The 22734-nt window shown below is 27.6% G+C and carries 13 protein-coding genes and 2 tRNA genes; 12 read left to right on the top strand and 3 right to left on the bottom strand.

Features of this window, described 5'->3' with window-relative positions; all coding sequences use genetic code 11:
- The first annotated feature begins 32 nt into the window (after positions 1-32).
- From LPC13_RS11640 to LPC13_RS11610, 7 genes are all read left to right on the top strand, one after another.
- Complete coding sequence (locus LPC13_RS11640) at positions 33-722, top strand: N-acetylmuramoyl-L-alanine amidase (RefSeq protein ID WP_040419815.1); 690 nt, start codon at positions 33-35, stop codon at positions 720-722.
- A 121-nt stretch (positions 723-843) separates the two neighbouring features.
- Positions 844-1824 (top strand): serine hydrolase, encoded by a 981-nt coding sequence (locus tag LPC13_RS11635; RefSeq protein WP_051040715.1) that lies wholly within the window; start codon positions 844-846, stop codon positions 1822-1824.
- Positions 1825-2102: 278 nt separating this feature from the next.
- The gene (locus LPC13_RS11630; RefSeq protein ID WP_040419816.1) at positions 2103-3059 is read left to right on the top strand and encodes a YkvA family protein; all 957 of its coding nucleotides are present in this window, start codon (positions 2103-2105) and stop codon (positions 3057-3059) included.
- Positions 3060-3144: 85 nt separating this feature from the next.
- Positions 3145-3771 (top strand): ribonuclease H1 domain-containing protein, encoded by a 627-nt coding sequence (locus LPC13_RS11625; protein WP_005214602.1) that lies wholly within the window; start codon positions 3145-3147, stop codon positions 3769-3771.
- Between the two features lie 85 nt (positions 3772-3856).
- Positions 3857-4048 (top strand): YtxH domain-containing protein, encoded by a 192-nt coding sequence (locus LPC13_RS11620; RefSeq protein ID WP_005214604.1) that lies wholly within the window; start codon positions 3857-3859, stop codon positions 4046-4048.
- A 202-nt stretch (positions 4049-4250) separates the two neighbouring features.
- Positions 4251-5552: a tetratricopeptide repeat protein gene (locus tag LPC13_RS11615; protein WP_195244346.1), complete on the top strand. Its 1302-nt coding sequence runs from the start codon at positions 4251-4253 to the stop codon at positions 5550-5552.
- Between the two features lie 18 nt (positions 5553-5570).
- Complete coding sequence (locus tag LPC13_RS11610; RefSeq protein ID WP_005214610.1) at positions 5571-6833, top strand: helix-turn-helix transcriptional regulator; 1263 nt, start codon at positions 5571-5573, stop codon at positions 6831-6833.
- Positions 6834-7186: 353 nt separating this feature from the next.
- On the opposite strand, the gene LPC13_RS11605 is transcribed toward LPC13_RS11610, so the two are convergent.
- The gene (locus tag LPC13_RS11605; RefSeq protein ID WP_005214613.1) at positions 7187-9253 is read right to left on the bottom strand and encodes an AraC family transcriptional regulator; all 2067 of its coding nucleotides are present in this window, start codon (positions 9251-9253) and stop codon (positions 7187-7189) included.
- A gap of 226 nt (positions 9254-9479) precedes the next feature.
- Here LPC13_RS11605 and clpB point away from each other — a divergent pair, with 226 nt between their 5' ends.
- Entirely contained in the window at positions 9480-12080 is a 2601-nt protein-coding gene (gene clpB, locus LPC13_RS11600; RefSeq protein ID WP_005214615.1) for an ATP-dependent chaperone ClpB, read from the top strand.
- A 153-nt stretch (positions 12081-12233) separates the two neighbouring features.
- Here the strand turns inward: clpB and LPC13_RS11595 are convergent, their stop codons facing one another.
- A complete protein-coding gene (locus LPC13_RS11595) occupies positions 12234-13421 on the bottom strand; it encodes an MFS transporter (protein WP_005214617.1) in 1188 nt (395 codons plus the stop codon).
- A 275-nt stretch (positions 13422-13696) separates the two neighbouring features.
- Between LPC13_RS11595 and LPC13_RS11590 the strand changes: the two genes are divergently transcribed.
- Both LPC13_RS11590 and LPC13_RS11585 read left to right on the top strand, forming a co-directional pair.
- Positions 13697-18214, top strand: coding sequence for a sialidase domain-containing protein (locus LPC13_RS11590; protein ID WP_005214619.1), 4518 nt, complete (start codon positions 13697-13699; stop codon positions 18212-18214).
- A gap of 107 nt (positions 18215-18321) precedes the next feature.
- Positions 18322-21360 (top strand): GDSL-type esterase/lipase family protein, encoded by a 3039-nt coding sequence (locus tag LPC13_RS11585; RefSeq protein ID WP_234088820.1) that lies wholly within the window; start codon positions 18322-18324, stop codon positions 21358-21360.
- Positions 21361-21473: 113 nt separating this feature from the next.
- On the opposite strand, the gene LPC13_RS11580 is transcribed toward LPC13_RS11585, so the two are convergent.
- Positions 21474-22391: an aldo/keto reductase gene (locus LPC13_RS11580; protein WP_005214624.1), complete on the bottom strand. Its 918-nt coding sequence runs from the start codon at positions 22389-22391 to the stop codon at positions 21474-21476.
- Positions 22392-22536: 145 nt separating this feature from the next.
- On the opposite strand from LPC13_RS11580, the gene LPC13_RS11575 reads away from it, so the two are divergent.
- Together LPC13_RS11575 and LPC13_RS11570 are read left to right on the top strand one after the other, a co-directional pair.
- A tRNA-Gly gene (locus tag LPC13_RS11575) sits at positions 22537-22610 on the top strand.
- A gap of 51 nt (positions 22611-22661) precedes the next feature.
- A tRNA-Arg gene (locus LPC13_RS11570) sits at positions 22662-22734 on the top strand.

Below are 22734 nucleotides of genomic sequence, written 5' to 3'. Positions count from 1 at the left end.
TATGAAGCTAATTTAATAAGGAGATAATGCCTGTGGCAGTATGGATATTAGATGCAGCTCATGGTGGGAAGGATTTTGGAGCTATTTCAAAAGATGGCATAAAAGAGTCTGAATTTGTACTTGAAGCTGCTTTAGAGGCAAAAAAGCATTTAGAACGTAATAGTGAAAAGGTTATTTTAATAAGAGATGAAGATAAAACATTAAGTAAAGAAGAAAGAATAGATATAGCTAATAATACAGATGCAGATTATTTCATAAGCTTCCACATGAGTTTTAGTAAAGATGAAAGCAAAAGAGGGGTAAAGGTATTAGTAGTAAATGAAAATGAGGAAAATTATAGATTAGGTAGGCTTGTTAGAGATGAAATTTTTAGTGATCTTAGAACTAATGATTTAGGGGTAATTAAAAATAATGAGTATAAAATATATAACAATTTAAAAAGCATAGGGATTATAGTTTATGGTGAATATTTATCAAATAAAGAAGCTATGAATGAATTTGATGCAAAATCATATGGTATGATGGTAGCGAAGGCAGCATTAGCTTTTAGAGATAAAGTTTTATTATTATCTCCAGTAACAGAACCTAAAAAAACACAAAAGAGATATTGGAGACTTTGTATAGGATATTATAGTGATTACGATGAAGCTGTAAAAGCTATGATAAAAGAGCATAAAAATGGAGTAAAAAATGCACACATAATACCTTATGAGGGAAGATAATTTTATATGAATATACATTTTAAATGTGAATAAAAGATGAAGTTTTTTTAGAATGTAATTAAATTAGAAAAGTAAATAATAAAATATATAGAGAAGAGTAGGGAGTTAGTGGAGTGCAGTTGTGAAAAAAAATAAATATGGCTGGAGATTAATTTGTTTTTGCTTAATTACTATAACATTATTTGGAGAAATATTTTTAATTTGTTTGATTATGAAAGATGAAAAAACAATTAATGTGACAAGTAGGAATGCCATTGAAATAAATGATTATAGTATAGAAAATAAAAATCATATATATAAATATACTGCTGAAAATTTGAAATATGATATAGAAGAAGCAAATAATAATGCAGAGAAAATAAAAGACGGACCTAATATAGATAAAATAGAAGAATCATTAGTGGAGTATTTAAATGAATATGATGATAAAATAGGACTAGTTTTTTATGATATTAATAGTGAGAGAGTTATTAAGATTAATGAGAATGAGGAATTTGTTGGAGCTAGCACTTATAAAGTGTTTATGAATATAGCGGCATATGAAACAATAAAGTCAGGATATGGCTCTTTAGATGATGTAATTTATTATAGTGATGTATATTATGAAGGCGGTACAGGAATACTTCAATCAGAAAATTTTAGTTGTTTAGATGTACAAACTCTACTAGATTATTCAATAATTTATTCAGATAATATTGCAACTAATATGGTAACTGGATATTTAGGCGGAATGTATACAGTATTATACACTGTAGGAGAGATATTGGATGAAAGTATTTGTGTAAGTGATAATATAATAACTCCTAATCAGATGTTTGCAGCATTAAAATTTATATATGATAATAAAGGCGAAGAATATTATAGTCATATGATAGAAACAATGGAAAAAACAATATTTCATGAAAGAATAGATAAAGATTTACCACAAGAGATTGTAGCACATAAGATAGGAACATATGGAATGTATATACATGATGTCGGAATAGTATTTGTTAAAGATAATCCATATATACTTGTTGTTTATACTTGTGGGATAGATAATGCAGATGAAGTTATATCTAATATATCTAATATTATATATAATGAATATGATAAGTTATAGATAAAGTGTTTTAAATGTTTGTTTTTATGAATAACCATAGTAAGTAAAATATAAACTCGTAAAGTGGTATAAAGTATAGGTAGAGGCTATATTTTATACTACTTTTTTATATATAAAAAGACAAACTTTAAAAATGGTAAAAAATAAAGTATACTTAAGTGAGATTTCAAAATCAAATTAGTTAATAAAGGTATTTATTATTTTAATAAGTAAGAAAATTTGTTTAATATATAAAGAAAATATAATTAATATATAGCTTGGGGGAAGGGAAAATTAATATGAATATTTCAAAGATAAATATAGGCGTAACTGGACAAGATTTAATGAGTATGTATAATGATTTTGTTGAAATAAAGGAGTTAAGCTTAGAAAAAATAGAAATAAAGGATGAAATAATAATAGTAGGAAAATTTACTAAAGGTGTAGTAATTAATTTTGAGTGTAGAGTAAAGTTAAGTTCTATGCAGGATGGATTAATATTAGGAATGGTAACTGGATTTAAAATTTTAAACATAGGAATAGCTTCATTCTTAAGAAAGGTAGCATTGAAATATGCGCTTAAATCTTTAAGTGATAAAGGAATATCTTATGATAAGGGAAAGGTTATAGTTCAGTATAAGTACTTATTAAAAGATATACCATATGTAGACTTTGATATTAATGATATTAATTGTTCACATGAGGCATTACAGCTAGAACTTAAAAATTTACAAATTTCTTTAGGTGGAGAACTAAAAAAGGAAGTAGAGTTATTAAGCTTTAATAAAAAGGAAGAAGCTGATGTTAACGAAGAAATTAAAAAAGCTTCAGATGGATATACAAGTGGTAGGGCTATAGTAGAAAACAAATTACCTGAAAAGGCTAAAAAGTATAGTGATTATATATTTGTATTACCAGATATAGTTGCGCTTATATATAGACTTCTTAAAGATAAGAGAGTATCTATGAAAACAAAAGTTGTAATTTCAGCTGCTGTAGCTTATATTGCAGTACCAAGTGATATTATTCCAGATAAGGTGCCTTTTGTAGGGAAGATAGATGATATTGCAATAGGAATTTTTGCTTTAAATGTTATTATGACAGATGTACCTTTAAATATAGTTTTAGAAAACTGGCAAGGTAAAAATGATATAATTTTAGTTGTTAAGAATTTAATTGAATATGCAACTAACTTTACAGGAGCAAAAAATATTGATAGTCTTTATAGAGTTGTAGAAGAAGTTTTATCTGTTTAGAGTGATAGGATACAAAAGAAGTTTTATAAAATAAAGTTGGAAAAATTAAGTGTATTTAAAAAATTTGCTTAGTTTGTAGGAAAGGATGAAGATTTTGAAGTATTATGCTGTTTATAGAGGAAAATCTGGAGCACCTAAGATTTTTACTTCTTGGGATGAATGTAAAAAAGAAGTAATTGGGTTTAAGGGAGCTATATATAAAAGCTTCACAAGCGAAAAAGAAGCTATTAATTTTATTGCTTTAAATTCAGAAGGAAAAAGTACTGGTTCAGATATAGTAGAAGAAAATGAAGAAGGATTATTTATTTATGTTGATGGAAGCTTTTCTGTGGAGAAAGGGAATTATTCTTTTGGATTAGTGGCAGTTTTAGATGGAAAAATAATTCATGAAGATAAAGGGCAAGGATTTGATAGTGAAGCAGTGGCACTTAGAAATGTTAGTGGAGAGGTTTTAGGGGCTAAAATGGCTGTGGAGTTTGCTATAAATAAAGGATATAAAGAAGTTACTATAGCATATGACTATCAAGGTGTTGAATATTGGGCTCTTGGAACTTGGAAGAGAAACAATAGAATAACTTCAGAATACCACGAATTTATGCAGAATAGAATGAAAGATATTAAAATTAAATTTAAAAAAATTAAAGGTCATAGTGGAGATAAATTTAATGATATGGCAGATAAGTTAGCAAAAGAAGCATTAGGAATTAGTTAATAATTAGAAGTTATTAGATTTAAAGCAAAAATTAGAGTAAATTTTCTTAAATTACGCATACTACATTTAGAAATAGAAATGTGAGGTGTTTATTTTGGGAAAAGTAATTAAAAGTTTAGCAATTGGTACTGCTTTTGGTGTTGCAATTGGTGTAATGATATTACCAGAGCTTGATAGAAAAACACAAAGAAATATAAGAAAAACAAGTAAAAGAATTATGGGAGCTGCTGGGGATGTTTACGACAATGTTTTAGATTATATTGGAGGAAGTTTCTAGCTAATTATTCCAAATTTAAAATAGAATAAAGTAAGTACAATATAAAAACTGTTATAGAAATCTGTAACAGTTTTTTATCTTTATATTAAATAAGATTGAAAAAAATGACTAAAATCTATATTTATTTACAAATTTTTATGGTATAATAAAATAAATTAAGTAATTTTTTAATACTATATTTGGGGTAAAGGATGACTAATATATGGAGATACTAACTTTAGGTGAAAAAATCAAAAGAAGAAGAAAAGAATTAGATATGACACTTAAGGACTTAGCTGCTGATAGAATAACTCCTGGGCAAATAAGTTTGGTAGAATCGGGCAGATCAAATCCTTCAATGGACTTATTAGAGTATTTAGCAGGAGCACTTAAAACATCGACAGAATATTTAATGGAATCAGAAGAGACTCAAGCCGAAAAAATATGTATGTATTATGAGCAAATGGCAGAAGCATATATATTAACTGAAGATTATATTACTGCTGAAAAGTACATAGAAAATGCTATGTTTTATGCTGAAAAATATAATTTAGAATATAGAAAAGCAAAAAACTTATATTTAAGAGCAACTATACATAAAGAAAAAGATGAATTGGTTTTAGCACAACAATATTATTTATCTGCAAACGTAATTTTTATAAAAAATAATAATTGTGAGCAAGTAGTTAATACATTTTTAAATTTAGGTAAGATAACTTTAGAGTTAAAAGCATTCCATTCGGCCACAAGTTATTTAAGACAGGCTGAAAAAGTATATTTAGATAATAATATTGGAAATGATGCTATGCTTGGTGAAATATACTATATAATGGCTGAGGGATATTTTAAAATCGATAATATAAAGAAATCTATGGATTATGCATTTCTTGCCAAACAAAAATTTGAACAATTACAAAACAAGGAAGAGTATGGAAAAGCATTATTGCTATTAGCTCAAGATTATAATAAAAATGGTGATTTAGCTAATGCTATAAAATATTCTAAAAAGACATTAGAGGTTTATACTGAGTTAAAGGAAGAAAAAAGTATTTCAACTATAGAAAATAATTTAGGAAAATTATTTTTTGAGTTTGATAATGTGGAAGAAGCATTTAAGCATTATCAAATAGCTAAGGAAATTCAATTAAGAAGAAAAGACAGCAATATAGTAGAAACTTTATTTAATATATGTGAAGGATATATTAAAATAAAGGAACTTCATAAGTGTGAAGAAGTATTATTTGATATTGGAAGATTAATTGATGAAAGTAATGTGGAGCATATAGTTGAGAAAAACTTACTTTGGTATAGAGTATATACTATTAGAGAGATGTACAGTGAAGCAGAATATGTGCTAATAGATACTTTTAACTTGGCAAAAAATAGTGGATTATATAATAAGGCGGCTCAAATAGCTATAATGATAGGTAAGTTTTATATAGAATTTAAAAGAGATTTTGAAGCAGCTAAATACCTTGATGAAGGTGTTAACATTTTTAAAGAAATAGGCATACTTAATAATTAATATAGCTGGGGGTTACCAATGGAAATATTATCAACAGGAGAAAAAATAAAAAGAGCCAGAATATACAAGGGAGTTACATTAAAGGAATTATGTGGGGAAAAAATTTCTATTTCGAAAATGAGTTGTATTGAAAATGGTAAAATTAAGGCTGATGAAGATGTTCTTAAGTTTATAGCTGATAAGTTAGATATAGATTTTGAATATTTAGTTCAAGATGTATATGAACAAATAAGCAACAATTTAAATGCGATTAGAAATAAAGTTATTCCAGAAGATGAAATAGAAAATGTTATAGATTATAATTTGGAGTTTGCAAAAAAATACAATTTTTATCAGTTAGCATTTGATTTAACTCATATTCTCTTCTCATATTATTTAGAGAAAAATAAAATTGAAAATATACAAATATTAATATCTAAATATTATGAAATATATCAAAATACTTGTTGTAAAGATAATATATTAGTTTATTATAATGATATGGCCACATTATTCGATAAAACTTGTGAGTATAATGAAGCTATAAATTACTATAAAAGGCTAAGACTAATAATTGAAGAAGATGAAATTGGAACTAAGAAACAATATATTTATGCATGTTTCCATGAAGCAGTTTGTTATAAGAATATTAACAATATAGAAAAAGCATATGAGTTATTAAAGAAAATATTAAAATTTGTAGATGAATTTACTGGAGATAAAGATAAGGGTGAATTTTATCATGAATTTGCTATTATAAATATATTGCTTCATAAGGTTGAAGCAGAAAAATACATAGAGTTATCATATGAGTATCAAAAAGATAACAAAATTGCCTTAGCTAATTCTAAGGAGAGAAATGGAAAATGCTATTTTGAGATTGGTGAAAATGATAAGGCATTAACTGAAATAGAAGAAGGAATAAGTATTTTTCCTAAAAATAATAAGCATGAATACTGTGAATTTTTAATTAATTGTATAGCAACCTTATATGAAAACCAGGAGCTTGAAAAAGCATCTAATATAATAGAAGAAGCACTTAATTTATCTATTGATTTAGAAGAGGATAAACTAATAGAAAAAGCATATTATTATAAAGGTATGATTTATCAAAAGCAAGGACAATATTTCCAGGCAGAAATGTATATGAATTTAGCTACTGATTTATTATTAAGAGATGCAACTAAAGATCAAAAATATAAAAGATATAATGAAATGGCATTGCTTTATTATAATTTAAAAGAGTATAAGGAATCTATAAAATATTTTACTTTGGCAATGAACATAGAAAAAAGATTATAAAGAAAAAGATAGAATTAACAATAAGTTAGTTCTATCTTTTTATATATTTAATTTTTCTCATTTTAGTAACCTTAATAATTGATATAATTAGTTTTAGTTATGATGTAAAAGGTTAGACATCCAAATCCAAAATGACCATTTAGCTTTAGTATCATTTAATAATGATGGATTAAAAAATAGGCCTCTCATAAAATACTTCCTTTCAAATACGATTATAATATTATTATAGCCTAAATAAATAATTATAATATTCATAGGTATGCTTAAGTTATAGGTACAATAAACTTTATTTTTGAAAAGTATAATAACTATAAAAAAGCATGAAAACACCTAAAAAAGGTGTTTTCGGTACATTATTTAGCTGGTTTTAGTATTATTAGCTTAGCTCCATAACCTTTTAATTCTGTAATTATGTTAAGTACGGAACTTTTTTTAGAATATTTAAATTCAATTTTAGGATAAGAAGCTTTATAAAGTATTTCTTTTTCTTCTTTACTTAATCTATCAGGTGATCCCATAGAAAGCCAATAATTATAAGAAGAACCGATAAATTCATTTACTTCGTAAGTTATAATTCTTGTTGAACTTTTAATATTTACAATATTAAGAGAGTATTTTCTTTCGAAAGATTTTTTTACAGCTCCTTTTTGATAAATATCTTCGTAAGAAGCTAAGCTGTAAATATCTTCATTATGGGAATATAGAAGTATCGCATAGTAATCTAAAGATTTAGTAACGATATAACCATCGTCTAAAGATACTATATTTTCACTAAGTTTACTAAGTAAATAATAAGCATAGTATGAAGGTTTTCTTATACCCATATCATTAACAATCCCTGGAGCACCAATAAATACTTCATTTGTAATATTTATGGCTTTTTCTAAAACATCAAAAGCTTTTAAGAAATTAAGTGAATTTTTCTTAAAAATAGAATTATGAATAATATATGGTAACATATAAGCTGTATCATATATGGGGTTAAGATTAGAAGATACATTAAAATTTTCAGATATAACAGTTAAATTGTAGTTGGATAATATAAAGTTTGTAATTTCATCCTTAATATCTTGTGATATATCTGATGAAAATTGAAATTGAAAATCATCAGTATCAACTAAGTCTACATCTTCAAAATAATTTAAAAAGCTAGTTATAATATTTATATATTTTTCAACGGAATAATTAAGGTTGTCTAATAAAATCAGAGGTTTTAGATTAATATCAGATAAAAATTCTAAAACTCCTTTAGCTTTATTCCAATTATAAAAATCAGAATCTAAAAATACTCCCATATCACTATGAAACATTTTTTCAAGTCTACCATATTCAAAATGAATTTCCTCTTGAATTTCTTCTAATATATCTTTGTTATCTTCGATAAGTAAATCGAAAGCTTCACCTAAATTAATAGCATTTTTAAATTCAGGTTTTAATGTTTCAATTTCTTCATCCATATCTATATGAATTTTCCAAAGTTTGTTTTCAAAATTAAATCTACTATAATTTTCTAAGCTGTAAGATAAAAAATCTAAAGCATCACTTAAAGGTAACTCTTCTAATATTTTAGAAGCTTCATATTCTTTTTCAGAAAGTGTATGTTTTTTTCTATACTGAAGGGGTGTGCAATTATAGTAATATTTAAAGTTCTTGTTATAATATCGAGTGTGAGAAAATCCAATTTCATCAGAGATATCAGAAATACTTAAATCACTATCTAATAATAGCTTTATAGATTCTTCAATTCTAGTTAAGTTAATTAAATCTGTAAAACTATATCCAGTTGCATATTTAATTTCATGAGATAAATAATGAGGGCTTAAAAATTCCTTTTTTGCGATATCTTGCAATGTAATATTATTATTATAGTTATTAAATATATATTTTGAAATTCTATGATATCTATCTAGTTGTTCTGTTTTTTCTTTAAGTTCTTCTTTTTCATGAGTTAAGTAGTGGAAATTGTTAATTAAATGATAAAGAAGAGTAATAAGCTGCTCTTCAATTTCTTCATCATAATCTTCAAGTTTTTGAACATATTCACAAAGTATTTGAGAAAGGATGGTTTTAAGTTCATCATATTCATCTCCACTTTGATCTTCATTATCATTAGAATTAGTATAAAAGAATATATTGTTTATATCTTTATAATATTTTTCAAAGAAGTATGGATCGATATTGAATATTAATACTCTAGTATCAGTATCGCTATGGAGCATATGGGATTCATCTGAATTTATTATTTCAACTTCTTTTTCGTTAATTGTAAATGAATCAGTATCAATAGAAATATTTAAAGATCCTTTTATTACATATAAAATTTCAATTGAATTATGCCAATGGATTGGATAGTTAGTTATTTTAGCATAAGTTATTTTTATAGGTAAATCAGAAGGATAATTTATATATTCTCGTCTCAAATTTTCACCTCAAGTCTATTAAAAATTTCTTGTATTAATTATAACAATAACTACATTTAAATACAAAGCATAACTGAATTTAATGAATTTTAAAATTAGTAAAATTGTGGTAAAATATATTGGCGATATAATAAATTAAATAAATAATAAAATTTACTTTGACTTTCTTTGACTTTTGTATTAAAATTAGATTAAAGTTAAAAATACTATTAAGAGGTGATAATAAATGAACGTTGAAAGAATGACACTTAGAGTGCAACAAGCACTAAATGATGCTAATTTAACTGCAGTGAAATATAATCATCAACAAATAGATATAATTCATTTATTTTCTGCATTAGTAGAGGCTGAAGATGGATTAATCCCTAATATCTTTACTAAGATGGGAATTAATGTGAAGATGATAAAAATTGATATAAATAATGCCTTAGATAAAATGCCAAAGGTTACTGGTGAAGGAGCTAATGGTTCAGGTGTTTATATAACTAGACAAGTAGATGAAGTACTTGTTAAGGCTGATGATTTAGCTAAAAAGTTTGGAGATTCCTATATTAGTGTTGAACATTTAATGTTAGCCATCATAGATGTAGATAAAAATGGACCAACTAAACAAATATTAAAAAAATATAATATAACTAAAGATAGTTTCATGAAGGTATTATCAGAAGTTAGAGGTAGTCAAAGAGTAGATACTCAAGATCCGGAGGGAACTTATGATGCTTTAGCTAAATATGGTACTAATTTAGTGGATTTAGCTAAAAAGCATAAATTAGATCCTGTAATAGGAAGAGATGATGAAATAAGAAGAACTATCAGAATTCTTTCAAGAAGAACAAAAAATAATCCAGTATTAATTGGTGAACCAGGGGTTGGTAAAACTGCTATAGTTGAAGGATTAGCTGAAAGAATAGTAAGAGGGGATGTCCCAGAAGGGTTAAAGGATAAAATTATCTTTTCACTAGATATGGGGTCCCTTATAGCAGGGGCTAAATATAGAGGTGAATTTGAAGAAAGATTAAAGGCTGTTTTAAAGGAAGTTCAAAATAGTGAAGGTAAGATTATATTATTTATAGATGAAATTCATACTATTGTTGGTGCAGGTAAGACAGATGGTGCAATGGATGCAGGAAATCTTATTAAGCCACTTCTTGCAAGAGGTGAATTACACTGTATTGGAGCAACTACTTTTGATGAGTATAGACAATATATTGAAAAAGATAAAGCTCTAGAAAGAAGATTCCAACCAGTTATTGTTGATGAGCCATCAGTAGAAGATGCAATTTCAATATTAAGAGGCTTAAAGGAAAGGTTTGAAATCCATCATGGAGTTAGAATTCATGATTCTGCTATAGTTGCAGCAGCTAAGCTTTCTGATAGATATATTCAAGATAGATATCTTCCAGATAAAGCAATTGATTTAATTGATGAAGCTGGAGCTATGATTAGAACAGAAATAGATTCACTTCCAGCAGAATTAGATGCAATTAGAAGAAGAATAGTGCAACTTGAAATAGAAAAAGAAGCATTAACTAGAGAAAAAGATGAAGGATCTAAAAAGAAGTTAGAAGCTTTAGAAAAGGAATATTCAGAACTTAAAGCTAAAAATGATGAAATGACTGCTAAGTTTGAAAGAGAAAAAGGAGCTATCTTAAAATTAAAAGAATTAAAAGGTAAGCTTGATGAAGCAAGAGGAAGACTTGAAGCAGCTCAAAGAGAATATGATTATAATAAAGCTGCTGAAATTCAATATGGGGAAATTCCAAGTTTAGAAGCAGCTATTTCTCAAATGGAAGTTGAGGTTAAAGAAAATTATGAGGGTGCTTTATTAAAAGAAGAGGTTACTGAAGAAGAAGTTTCACAAGTTTTATCAAGATGGACTGGTATTCCTGTATCAAACTTACTTGAAGGTGAAAGAGAAAAATTATTAAGACTTGAAGATGAAATGGAAAAGAGAGTAATTGGTCAAAGTGAAGCAATTACATCTGTAACTTCTGCAATACTTAGAGCAAGAGCTGGACTTAAAGATGTAAATAGACCAATAGGTTCATTTATTTTCTTAGGGCCAACAGGTGTAGGTAAAACAGAACTTGCAAAAACATTAGCTAGAAATCTATTTGATTCTGAAGAGAATATTATAAGAATTGATATGTCTGAATATATGGAGAAACATGCTGTATCTAGATTAGTTGGAGCGCCTCCAGGATATGTAGGATATGAAGAAGGTGGCCAATTAACTGAAGCAGTTAGAAGAAAACCTTACAGTGTAATTTTATTTGATGAAATTGAAAAAGCACATGAAGATGTATTCAATATGTTCTTACAAATATTAGATGATGGTAGACTTACAGATAATAAAGGTAAGACAGTTGACTTTAAAAATACAATAATCATTATGACTTCTAATATAGGAAGTAGCTATCTTTTAGAAAATACGTCAGAAGATACTATTGATCCACAAATTAGAGAACAAGTAATGAATGAGATGAAGATGAGATTTAAACCGGAATTCTTAAACAGAGTAGATGATATTATAATGTTTAAGCCATTATCTGAAAGTGGAATTACAAAGATTATTGATATATTTGTAAATGAAGTTTCCAATAGATTAAAAGATAGAAATATATCTCTAGAAATTACACCGGAGGCTAAACATATACTAGCGGTTGAAGGATATGATCCAGTTTATGGTGCAAGACCACTTAAGAGATATATTCAAAATACTTTAGAAAATAAATTAGCAAGACTTATTATTGCAGGAGAAGTTAATTATGGTTCACATGTTACAATTGATGGTAAGGATGATGAAATTATAATTAAAACGAATTAGTATCTTAAATTAGCAATAATGATGTAAGATATAAAATTTAAATTGTTTAAGTTTAAACTGCTTATTAAATATATTTTTAATAAGCAGTTTTTTTTGAGCTTTTAATGGTAATAGCATCTAGTAATTTAAACCTTCTTACTAGATGCTATTTATTTAGCTTATCTTTATTTCTTTATTATCAGTAAGTACATTTGGTTTTGTTGGTAATAATATAATAAAAGCTATACATATTATTACTGATGATAAAAGGAAAGGTAATTTATTTCCTAAATCAAAGATAAAACCTGAAAGCAATGAACCTGTTACTTGCCCTACTGCTTTAGAGGAATTAAATATGCCCATAAGTGACCCATAATTACCATTTGAAAGCTTTGTTATTATGCTTTGTTGAAGTGGAATATGAATACTAGCAAAAGAAGAAAATATAACTGCACAACTTAAGAATAAAATAACATTGTTAGATAAAACCATAAGTCCTAAAGCTATGCTAAGGCAAATAGTAATAACTTTAAAAATATTTATTTCTTTAAAGTATTTTGCCATTAATGGTGTGAAAATTAAATTTACAGTAAAACCTAATATTCCAGTAAAGGCTAAGAATCCACCTATAAATGTGGGAGATAAATTAAGTACATCTTCTATATAGTAATTAATACTTGAGTTGTAGCTTGTAGCCGCAAAGTAAAATGCGATAACAACTATAAACATAATTAATAAGTTTTTATTTAAAAATTTAGAGTAGCTTATTTTTTCATATTTAATAGTTTTGGAATTAAGCGATTTTTCTCTATGAGGCTCTTCTAATAGGAAGAATACTAAAGCTCCTAAAATAAGACAAAGTATAAATTGACTAAAAAAAGCAATTTTAAAATTATTATTACCAATTACACCACCAAGTAGTGAACCTAAGGCACCACCAATTGTATTTGCAGCAGCATAGTATGTAATATATTTAGTTCTATTTTCTTTAGTAGTTACATCTGTTAAATAAGCCATTGAAGTTGTTAAATAACTAACTACAAAAAATCCACCTGTAAATCTAAATATAAGTATTATAAATGGATTTGTATTAAATCCAAAACCAAGCTGACTTATACCATATCCAACAGCACCTAATATTAAGAACTTTAGTCTTCCTTTTTTATCAGATAGAGATCCAAAAAGTGGTGAGCCTATAAAATTTCCTATAGACATAGTTGCAAAAAATAATCCAAACATAAAGGTTGGCAATCCAAGCTTATTTATAAACATGGGCGTTACTGGATGAGCCATATTAAATGTAAGAGAGCTAAATAATGTCAAGAATATTATAAAAAACAATGATTTTTCTTTTATTTTCATTTTTAATTTTACTCCTTTAATTAATAGTTATCTTTAGATAATCAAATTTCATTTAATTAATAGTATATATGCAAAACTATGAAAAATAAAATAAAATTTATTAGTATTAGCAATTATTATGATAAAAAGCATATAGATTTAAGTTAAATATTGTAATTAAAGAAAATAAAAGGTAAAATGTTTTTATAATAACATTTTATGTATTAAGCAATGGGTAAATAATTTAATAAGATGTTATTAAAAATATTTAAATTATATTTTAAGGGGGAAAAGTAATGAACAAAAAGAAGATAATGGCACTTTTAGTGACATCATTATTAGTTACTAATTTAGGGACTAATATGGCTATGGCTGATATTAATGATAAGGAATACAAGAGCCAATATGTGCAAATGTATCAATCAGAACCTATTGCTGAAAAATTAATATCAAAATCAGAAATAATAGCAACAGCTACATCAGCACAATCAGGTCAAGAGGCAGAGAAAGTTATTGATGGTAGTACAACAACATTATGGCATACACCATGGGACGGACTTAATATATCGGAAAATCCACAAAGTGTAACATTAAACTTAGGAAAGGTTAGAAATGTAACATCAATTCATATAACACCAAGGCAATCAGGGAATAATGGAAAAATAAAAGATTATAAAATTTATGCTGGTGATGTTATAATTGCGGAAGGAACATGGAAATCTGACTCAGATACAAAATATATAATTTTAAATGAGCCAGTAGCAACTGATAGTATAAGAGTAGAAGCGATTTCTACAATAGGCGACACAAATAATAAATATGCAAGTATAGCAGAAATAGATATATATGAAGCAACTGAAGCACCATTAAAACTAGTTTCATCAGAAAACTTACAAATAAATAATGGAGTTGGTGGTGATTTAACCGATCGATTAGAAAACGTTTTAAGAATAGGTGAAGGTACTGCAATTATTAGATTTCAAGCCACTAACTCAGGATTACAAAGCTTATTTAGTATAAGTAATAACAATAAGGCAAATGAACATTTTCATGTATATATAAATAGTGGACAAGTAGGTTATGAACTAAGGAAGCAAAGTGGAAATGTTTCTACTGGTGTAGTAAATAAAACTTTAAATAAAGGAATAAATACTATTGCTTTTAAAGCTGAAAAGAATAGTGGGTATTCTATATATTTAAATGGTGAAAAAGTATTAGAGAATACTGTAGCTACAGCTAATTTTTTAGAAAGCTTAGATGATGCTAATACACTAAAATTAGGCACAACTGATAGAAGTACAGGATCGAATGAATATAATTTTACAGGGAAAATAGATTTTTTTGAATTTTATGATCAACCTTTAGCTGATAGATATCTTAAAGAAATAACAGGCCAAACATCTACAGAAGAATTACCATTACCAGAAGGAGCTATTAAAACAGATCCAATAGATGTATTTACTCCAGGAGAATTAGGATCAAACAATTTTAGAATACCATCATTATTTACTACAAAGGAAGGTACTGTAATAGCTGGAATAGACGTAAGAGTTGGAGGTGGAAATGATTCACCTAACAATATAGATATTGGGATAAAAAGAAGTACTGATAATGGACAGACTTGGGATAGTGGACAAATAGTATTAAACTATCCAGATAGTGCATCAGGAATAGATAGCTCATTAGTACAAGATGAAGAAACAGGTGAGATTTTTATGTTGGTAGATGCATTCCCACAAGGTGGAGGTGCTTTCCAAGCTAAAAGGGGTAGTGGCTTCTCTGATATAGAGGTAAATGGTGAAACTGTTAGAGCTATGAATTTAACTCATACAGATGGAAGTAAATACTATGCAATACCTGGTGAAATTGGATCAGAATTTGGGTTAGTTGTGGATTCAGAAGGAAATTCTACTAACTATAAGGTAGATGCTGAAAATAATTTATATAAAGATGATGTAAAGATTGGAAATACCTTTGCAGCAAGCTGTGAATTAAAGGCATATCTTACTTCATATTTAGCTCTTATTTCAAGTAAGGACGATGGTGTAACGTGGAGTAAACCTAAACTAATTTCAGGACAATTTAAAAAAGAATGGATGAGTTTCCTTGGTACTGGGCCAGGAAGAGGATATCAAATTAAAAATGGGGAAAAAGCAGGCAGATTAATATTCCCAGTATACTCATTAAATAGGAATCAAAAGCAATCTAGTGCTGTTATATATAGTGATGATCATGGAATCACTTGGCAACTAGGAGAATCAGTTAATGACAATAGAATAGTTAATGGAGTAACTATCCAAGGTGAAACATTTACTGGAGCTTCAGGAGAAGAGATGACAGAAGCTCAAGTTGTTGAGATGCCAAATGGAGAATTGAAAATGTTTATGAGAAATCCATCAAAAGCAAACCCAGCAGTTGCAACAAGTAAAGATGGTGGAGAAACGTGGGAAAATATAATAGAATATGAAAACGATTTAAGAGAGCCTTATTGTCAATTAAGCGTAATAAACTATGAAGGTGAAATTGATGGAAAACCAGCATTAATATTTGCAAATCCAAATTCAAGCTCAAGGGCAGAGGGAACTGTACAAATTGGATTAATAAATAATATTGGTACAGAAGAAAATCCAGTCTGGGATTTTGAATGGAAGTATAAGCAGTTAGTTAAGCCAGGATATTATGCATATTCTTGCTTAAGTCAATTAGATAATGGAAATATAGGATTATTCTATGAGGGAACAGCAAACCAAGAAATGTCATTCATTCAAATGAATATTGATTATTTAAAGGCAGATCTTTTAGCTGATGCTCCAACTGCAGAAATAAAGTCAATTACAAGTCTTGATATTATTGAAAGTTATAATCCAGGAGACGTACTTAACTTAAAAGTTACTTTTGATCAAACAGTTAGTCTTATTGGAGAAAGAAGCTTAACATTTATTATTAATGGTAAAGAAATATCAGGAGAAGTATCTAGAATTAGTGGAAATGAATATAAAGTTACAGTAATTTTACCAGAAGATATAGAAGAAGGAAGCCATAAAATTGCAGTAAAGGATAATAGTAGACTAGAAATAATTAATACTATTGGAAAGGTAATGGATTTATCAAATAACATTGAAACAGAATCTGTTATTATAGTTGAAGAAGAAGCTTTAGAAGAAGAAATAAAATTCTCTTTAAATTCAGTAGAATCAGTTAAATCAGGAAAAAGTTTAGATATTAAATTAGCTTTAAGTGATATATCAGAAACAGAAGACATTTTCGCTATAGATGCCAATTTAAATTATGATGCTACAAAATTTGAATTAGGTGAAGAAAGTATAAAGGCTATTAATAGTGAAAAGACTTATGTTTCATATAGAGAGATTGAACCAGGAAATATTAGAGTTATTATATCGTCTTTAGGTTCACCAATCGTATCAGGAGAAGAGATAATTAATATAAATTTAAAAGCTAAAGAACTTTTAGGATTAAGTGAGATAAAAATAGAAGGTAGTTGTGCTGATGGTGATGGGGTTTATAAGAATATACTAGGAAGTAGTATTTCTATTAACGTAGAAGAAAATATAGTAATTGATACTAGTAAATTAGAAATTTTAATATCTCAAGGGGAATTGTTAGAAGAAAAAGAGTATACATCAGAAAGTTGGAGTAAATTTATAGAAACTTTTGAAATGGCAAAATCAGTGATAAGCAAAACTGATGCTAGTCAAGAAGAAATAGATTTAGCTACAGAGTTATTAGAAGAAGCTATTGCAGGTTTAAAGAGAAGTGAGCAAGCAAGTATATTTACTAAGCATTTAGAAATTGCAATTGAAATGGCAGAGGATATAACTGAAGAAGATATGATAAATGTTGTGCCTGCAGTTAAGAAAGAGTTTAGTGAAGCACTTATAGAAGCTAAAGATATTTTGGTTCAATTAGAAGTAGGTAATGATATTAGTCAAGAATTAGTAAATAGTTCTTTTGAGAGATTATCTAAAGCAATTCATATGTTAGAGCATAAGGGAAATAAAACAGATTTATTGAATTTAGTTAAAGAAATTAATGAGTTAAATGCTAGAGACTTCACAAAAGAAAGTTGGAATGTACTTCAAGATGTATTAAATAGTAATGAAGTTCAAAGTGTAATAAATGATGAAAATGCTTTAGAAGCTGATATTGAAAATGTATATAATTCTTTATATGATGCCTTCAGCAAGTTAGAGGCAGTATCAGAAGCTGTTAATAAAGATATGTTAAATAATTTAATAGTAACAGTTGAAGGATTAGTGGAAGATGAGTATATATTATCAACATGGCAAAACTTACAAGATGTATTAGAAGTAGCACAAAAAGTCTCAACTAATGAAAATGCCAGTCAAGAAGAGGTTGATGGAGCATATAAGAATTTACTAAAAGGATATTTACAATTGAGATTAAAACCAAATAAGGATAAACTTGAAGATTTAATAAATAAAGCTGAACAATTAGATTCAAGTAAATATACTAAGGCAAGTTGGAAGGTAGTTGATGATGCAATTAAAGCAGCAAAAGCAGTATTTGAAAATGAAGAAGCTACAAAAGAGCAAATAAAGGAAGCTGAAAAAGAAGTAGAAACTGCTATAAGTAATCTTAAAGATAAAGAAAATTCAATCATAGGAAACTCAAGTAATAATAATGTAGCTAGTAATAGTAGTACAAATAATAGTTCAGTAGGTAATACGAACTTACCTAAAACTGGAGGAGCACCGGCTGTTTCAGTAGGATTATTCGGAGCAATAGTGGCATTTTTCGGAGGAATTCTTACAAAAAAGAATAAAATAAATTAATAAAATTAATATAGGGTATTGATTAAATCAATACCCTATATTATAAGAGTATGTTATTAAAGTGTAAAAACTTGAAGGGCTAATTAACGAGATTATGGGGGAAGATTATGAAAAAGATTTTAATAAATATGCTAGTATCAAGTCTATTAGTAAGTAATATAATTCCAGCTAATAATATAATTGCATATGAAAATAACAATACTATGAATATGTTAATCGAAGAAAGTAATAGATCACAATCATATGAATCTTATCTTCAGTACAAGCCACTGTTACAGTTTAACGTTAGAGAAAGTTTTAATGGAATTGATAAATTTATTGATATAAGTGATGAAGTTGAAAATATAAAGGACTTAAGTTCAGGAACAATTGCAATTAAATTTAAAACAAGTGCTAAAAATAAAGAACAGACACTATTTTCAATTTCTGATAAGAATGATACAAATAGCTATTTTGAGATAAAGCTATTAAATGGACAAATTAGATTAGAAACAAAAGAAAATGGAAATAATGTAATGTCATATACTGTACCAAATAAAACTTTTGATGATAATAAATGGCATACAGTAGTTATAAGTGGTGGCGAACTAGGTGGAATATTATATATGGATGGTGAAAAATTAGTTGAATTTACAAATCATCCTAATAAATTTATATCTTTAGTAAAAGATTTAAACAATATGAATATTGGAAGAATAGTTAAAAATAATGAAGTAAGCTCATATTTTGATGGCGAAATAGAATATGTAGAAGTATATAATAAACAATTTAGCCATGAGTACAGCAGTAAATACAGCTTAAACGATTACAGAGAGATTTTGAATATAATACATGGTGAAGAAAGTAACAATATTTTATTTGCGGGAGATAGTATAACACATGGTCCACTTCATACAAAAGGGTATAGAAGCTATAGTGAGCATTTTAATGAGAGAATTCGTGGAGAAGCTGTTAGTGGTAATTTAAAAAGTGATAATTTTGTTATAAATACGGGCGTATCTAGTGCTGATACAACACATGTATTAGCTAGCTATGAAACTTGGGTAAAAACACATAATCCTAAAATTGTATTTTTAACTTTTGGTATGAATGATTGTGCTACTATAACAATTGATGAATATAAAAATAATTTAAAAACGTTAGTTAATAAAATTAGAGAAATGGGTGCTATTCCAATAATTCAAACTATAAATACAACAAATGGATCTAGAGAAGAGCAATTACCGATATTTATGGAAGGGGCAAGAGCTGTAGCTAATGAGTTAGATGTATTTTTAATAGACCATAATAAGTATTGGAGTGATTTGGGAAAAAGCGTTACAAATGCGTGGTTAGGAGATGCTATTCATCCCAATGAAAAGGGACATCTAGAGATTGCTAAGCTTATATTTAGAGAGCTTCAATTAGATACAGATGATAGTTATACTCAAAATTTATCTTATCCATTGGCTGGAAATGGTACTGCAAAACCTGTATTAGATACGGCAAGAAAAAAATATCCAGAGTATTCAAATATTGAAAATAAAGAACCTGTTGTTTCATACAAGGTTAATAGAGAGTTTTATGGAAGTGATTTCATAGATAGAACTGATGATATGGATAAAATTAAATCATTGAATACAGGTTCTATTGTAACTAGATTTAATTTAACATCAAGCCAATCTGCGCAAACTATAATAAGTTTATCAGATTCAAAAGATTCAAGTAAAGAAGTAGCAATTGGTATTAATGCAAATGGAACTATATTCTTAAATGGAAGAACGGACAATGGAAATTCTAGCTTTACAACATCTAGATCGGGATATAATGATGGGGTATGGCACACTTTAGTTATGAATGTAGATGAATCAACAATAAATATTTATGTTGATGGAGAAAATATTCATTCAACTACTAATAAAATATTTTTCTCAAGCTTAAATTTACCTACGCATTTAAGTATTGGTAGAAATGTTCATGATACTGGTGGAGAGTGGTTTTTTAATGGTGCTATATCTTATGTTGAAATATATGATAATATTTTAAGTCGTGATGAAATAAATAATATAAGTTCTAAAATAGATAGCAGCAATAATTTTGCAGAAATTAGAAATAAAGCGCTTGAAAATGGTGTAGCAAATTCATGGGTTTTAGTTGGGGATAATTCGACTAGTGGAAATGGTGCTACTTATGGATATAAAAACTATGGGGAATATTTTGAAGAGAGAATTCGTTGGGAATTAAGAGGAAACCCAATGATAAATAGAGAAAGATATGTTATTAATTCCGGAGTTGATGGAGCTGACTCAGAGAGTATAAACACTAACTTTGATAAGTGGATAGCAGAATTTGATCCTGAAATAGTATCTATTATGATTGGGGGAAGTGAAAAAGGTACTCCTAAAGAATTTGAAGCTAATTTAAAGGAAATAATTGAAAAGGTTAGAGATATTGGGGCTCTTGTAATGTTGCAAACACCGGTATTACAAGAAAATGATATAACTGAATATGTAAATGTTATATTAAAAGTTGCTAAGGAATTTAATGTACCTGTAGTAGATCATTATAACACATGGATTGAATTGGAAAAAAGTAATCCTCATATTAAAGAAACATTTTTAAATGAAGATTATAGGTTAAATCATAGAGGGCATTTAAGGGTAGCACAAGATATGATGAAGGCATTAAAAGTATTTGATTCTAATAGTATATCTGGTGGTGCTTTAGTAGATATGAAATATGAAGAAACAGAAAATCCAACTGAATTAAAAAACGAACTTTTAGATTTAATAAACAAAGCTAAAAAGTCAATAGAAGATAATAAAGATAATTTATATATAGAACATTTAAAATCAGCTCTAGTTGCAGATATAGCAGCAGCAGAAAGAGAAATAGAGAAAACTAACTCTACAATAGTAACAGTATCTAATGCTATTAACTTTTTAAATGAATCATTAAGATCTTTTGAAGAGGATGAAGTAGATTATGGTTGCGATGTGAATAAGGATGGTATTATAACTATTGCAGATTTAGCTTTGGTAAGTAAAAACTATAATAAAAATAGTGAAGATAAAAATTGGAATGAAATAAAAATATATGATGTAAATAAAGATACCATAATTAATAATATTGATATACAAGAAGTTATGAAAAAAATACTAGAGTAATTATATCTTATTAAAATATAAAAGAATGACTAAAGTAAAAAAGGGTACTGAAAAACTAAAAGTTTTTAGTACCCTGAAAATTTTGTATTGTAAGTTGTTATAGTAATAAACAATTAAGGTAGTTGATTTCCAGCAGAGCGATATATTTCGTACCATTCTTGTCTTGTTAAGTTTATATTTGATGCAGTACAAATATCTCTTAGTCTTTCTTCATTAGTAGTACCAACTATTGTTTGAATTTTTGCTGGATGTCTAAGTATCCATGCTGTAGCAATAGCAGTTTTACTTACATTATACTTTTCAGATATTTCAGCAAGTTTTTTATTAAGTTCTGGGAATTTAGGATTATCCAAGAATGTTCCTTCAAAGAATCCATATTGGTAAGGTGACCAAGCTTGAATATTTATATCTTTTAAGCGACAATACTCTAAAATAGAGCCATCTCTGTCAATAGAAGGATCTATTTTCATATTAACATTTAAGCCGGAATCAACAATTCCAGTATGCATAATACTAAATTGAAGTTGATTAATGGTAACTTTATTTTTTAAGTACTTATTTAATAATTCAATTTGCATTGCATTATGATTGCTAACACCAAAGTTTCTAACTTTACCGTCATTATAAAGTTTTTCAAAAGCTTCGCTTACTTCGTCGGGTTCCATTAAAGTATCTGGTCTGTGTAATAATAAAATATCTAAATAATCCGTATTTAATCTCTTTAAAATATTATCTACTGAATTTAAGATATGCTCTTTTGAAAAATCATAAAAACCAGGTCTAATAGAGCATTTAGATTGAAGAATTATTTTTTCTCTTAGGCTAGGAGTTAGAGAGATAGCCTCACTAAATATTTCTTCAGATTTTCCTTTACCGTAAATATCTGCGTGGTCAAAGAAGTTAATTCCACATTCAAGAGCAGTGTTTATTAAGTTATTAACTTTGTTTTTATCTAGTTCAGCAATTCTCATACATCCAAGAGCAATTTCAGATGCTTTAATATTGCCATTTGCCATAATTATTTCTTTCATAGTAAATCTCCTCATATAAGTTAATCATTTACATTATACCATTTACTGTATTATATAGTCCAATAATAAATTTTTTTATAAAAAATATAAAAATATTGTTGACAAAATAAATTAAAGATAATATACTAAACAACGTAGTCGATGCGCGGGTATCGTATATCGGTAATACTCCAGCCTTCCAAGCTGGAAAGGTGGGTTCGATTCCCACTACCCGCTCCATTTTAAAGCATTAGGAATCAGTAGTAATACGGTTAATAATGATTTTAATAAGCGTGTTTAGCTCAGCTGGATAGAGCAACGCCCTTCTAAGGCGTGGGCCAGGAGTTCGAATCTCTTAACACGC

Source organism: Clostridium celatum (genome assembly GCF_021412605.1).
Taxonomy (GTDB): Bacteria; Bacillota; Clostridia; order Clostridiales; family Clostridiaceae; genus Clostridium; species Clostridium celatum.
This window is presented reverse-complemented; position numbering and strand designations above follow the sequence as displayed.

Bases quoted from the DNA above. Each gene is read 5' to 3' on its own strand.
- LPC13_RS11630 (WP_040419816.1), top strand. From the start codon at position 2,103: ATGAATATTTCAAAGATAAATATAGGCGTAACTGGACAAGATTTAATG.
- LPC13_RS11625 (WP_005214602.1), top strand. From the start codon at position 3,145: ATGAAGATTTTGAAGTATTATGCTGTTTATAGAGGAAAATCTGGAGCA.
- LPC13_RS11615 (WP_195244346.1), top strand. From the start codon at position 4,251: ATGGAGATACTAACTTTAGGTGAAAAAATCAAAAGAAGAAGAAAAGAA.
- LPC13_RS11610 (WP_005214610.1), top strand. From the start codon at position 5,571: ATGGAAATATTATCAACAGGAGAAAAAATAAAAAGAGCCAGAATATAC.
- clpB (WP_005214615.1), top strand. From the start codon at position 9,480: ATGAACGTTGAAAGAATGACACTTAGAGTGCAACAAGCACTAAATGAT.
- LPC13_RS11595 (WP_005214617.1), bottom strand. From the start codon at position 13,421: ATGAAAATAAAAGAAAAATCATTGTTTTTTATAATATTCTTGACATTA.
- LPC13_RS11590 (WP_005214619.1), top strand. From the start codon at position 13,697: ATGAACAAAAAGAAGATAATGGCACTTTTAGTGACATCATTATTAGTT.
- LPC13_RS11585 (WP_234088820.1), top strand. From the start codon at position 18,322: ATGAAAAAGATTTTAATAAATATGCTAGTATCAAGTCTATTAGTAAGT.
- LPC13_RS11580 (WP_005214624.1), bottom strand. From the start codon at position 22,391: ATGAAAGAAATAATTATGGCAAATGGCAATATTAAAGCATCTGAAATT.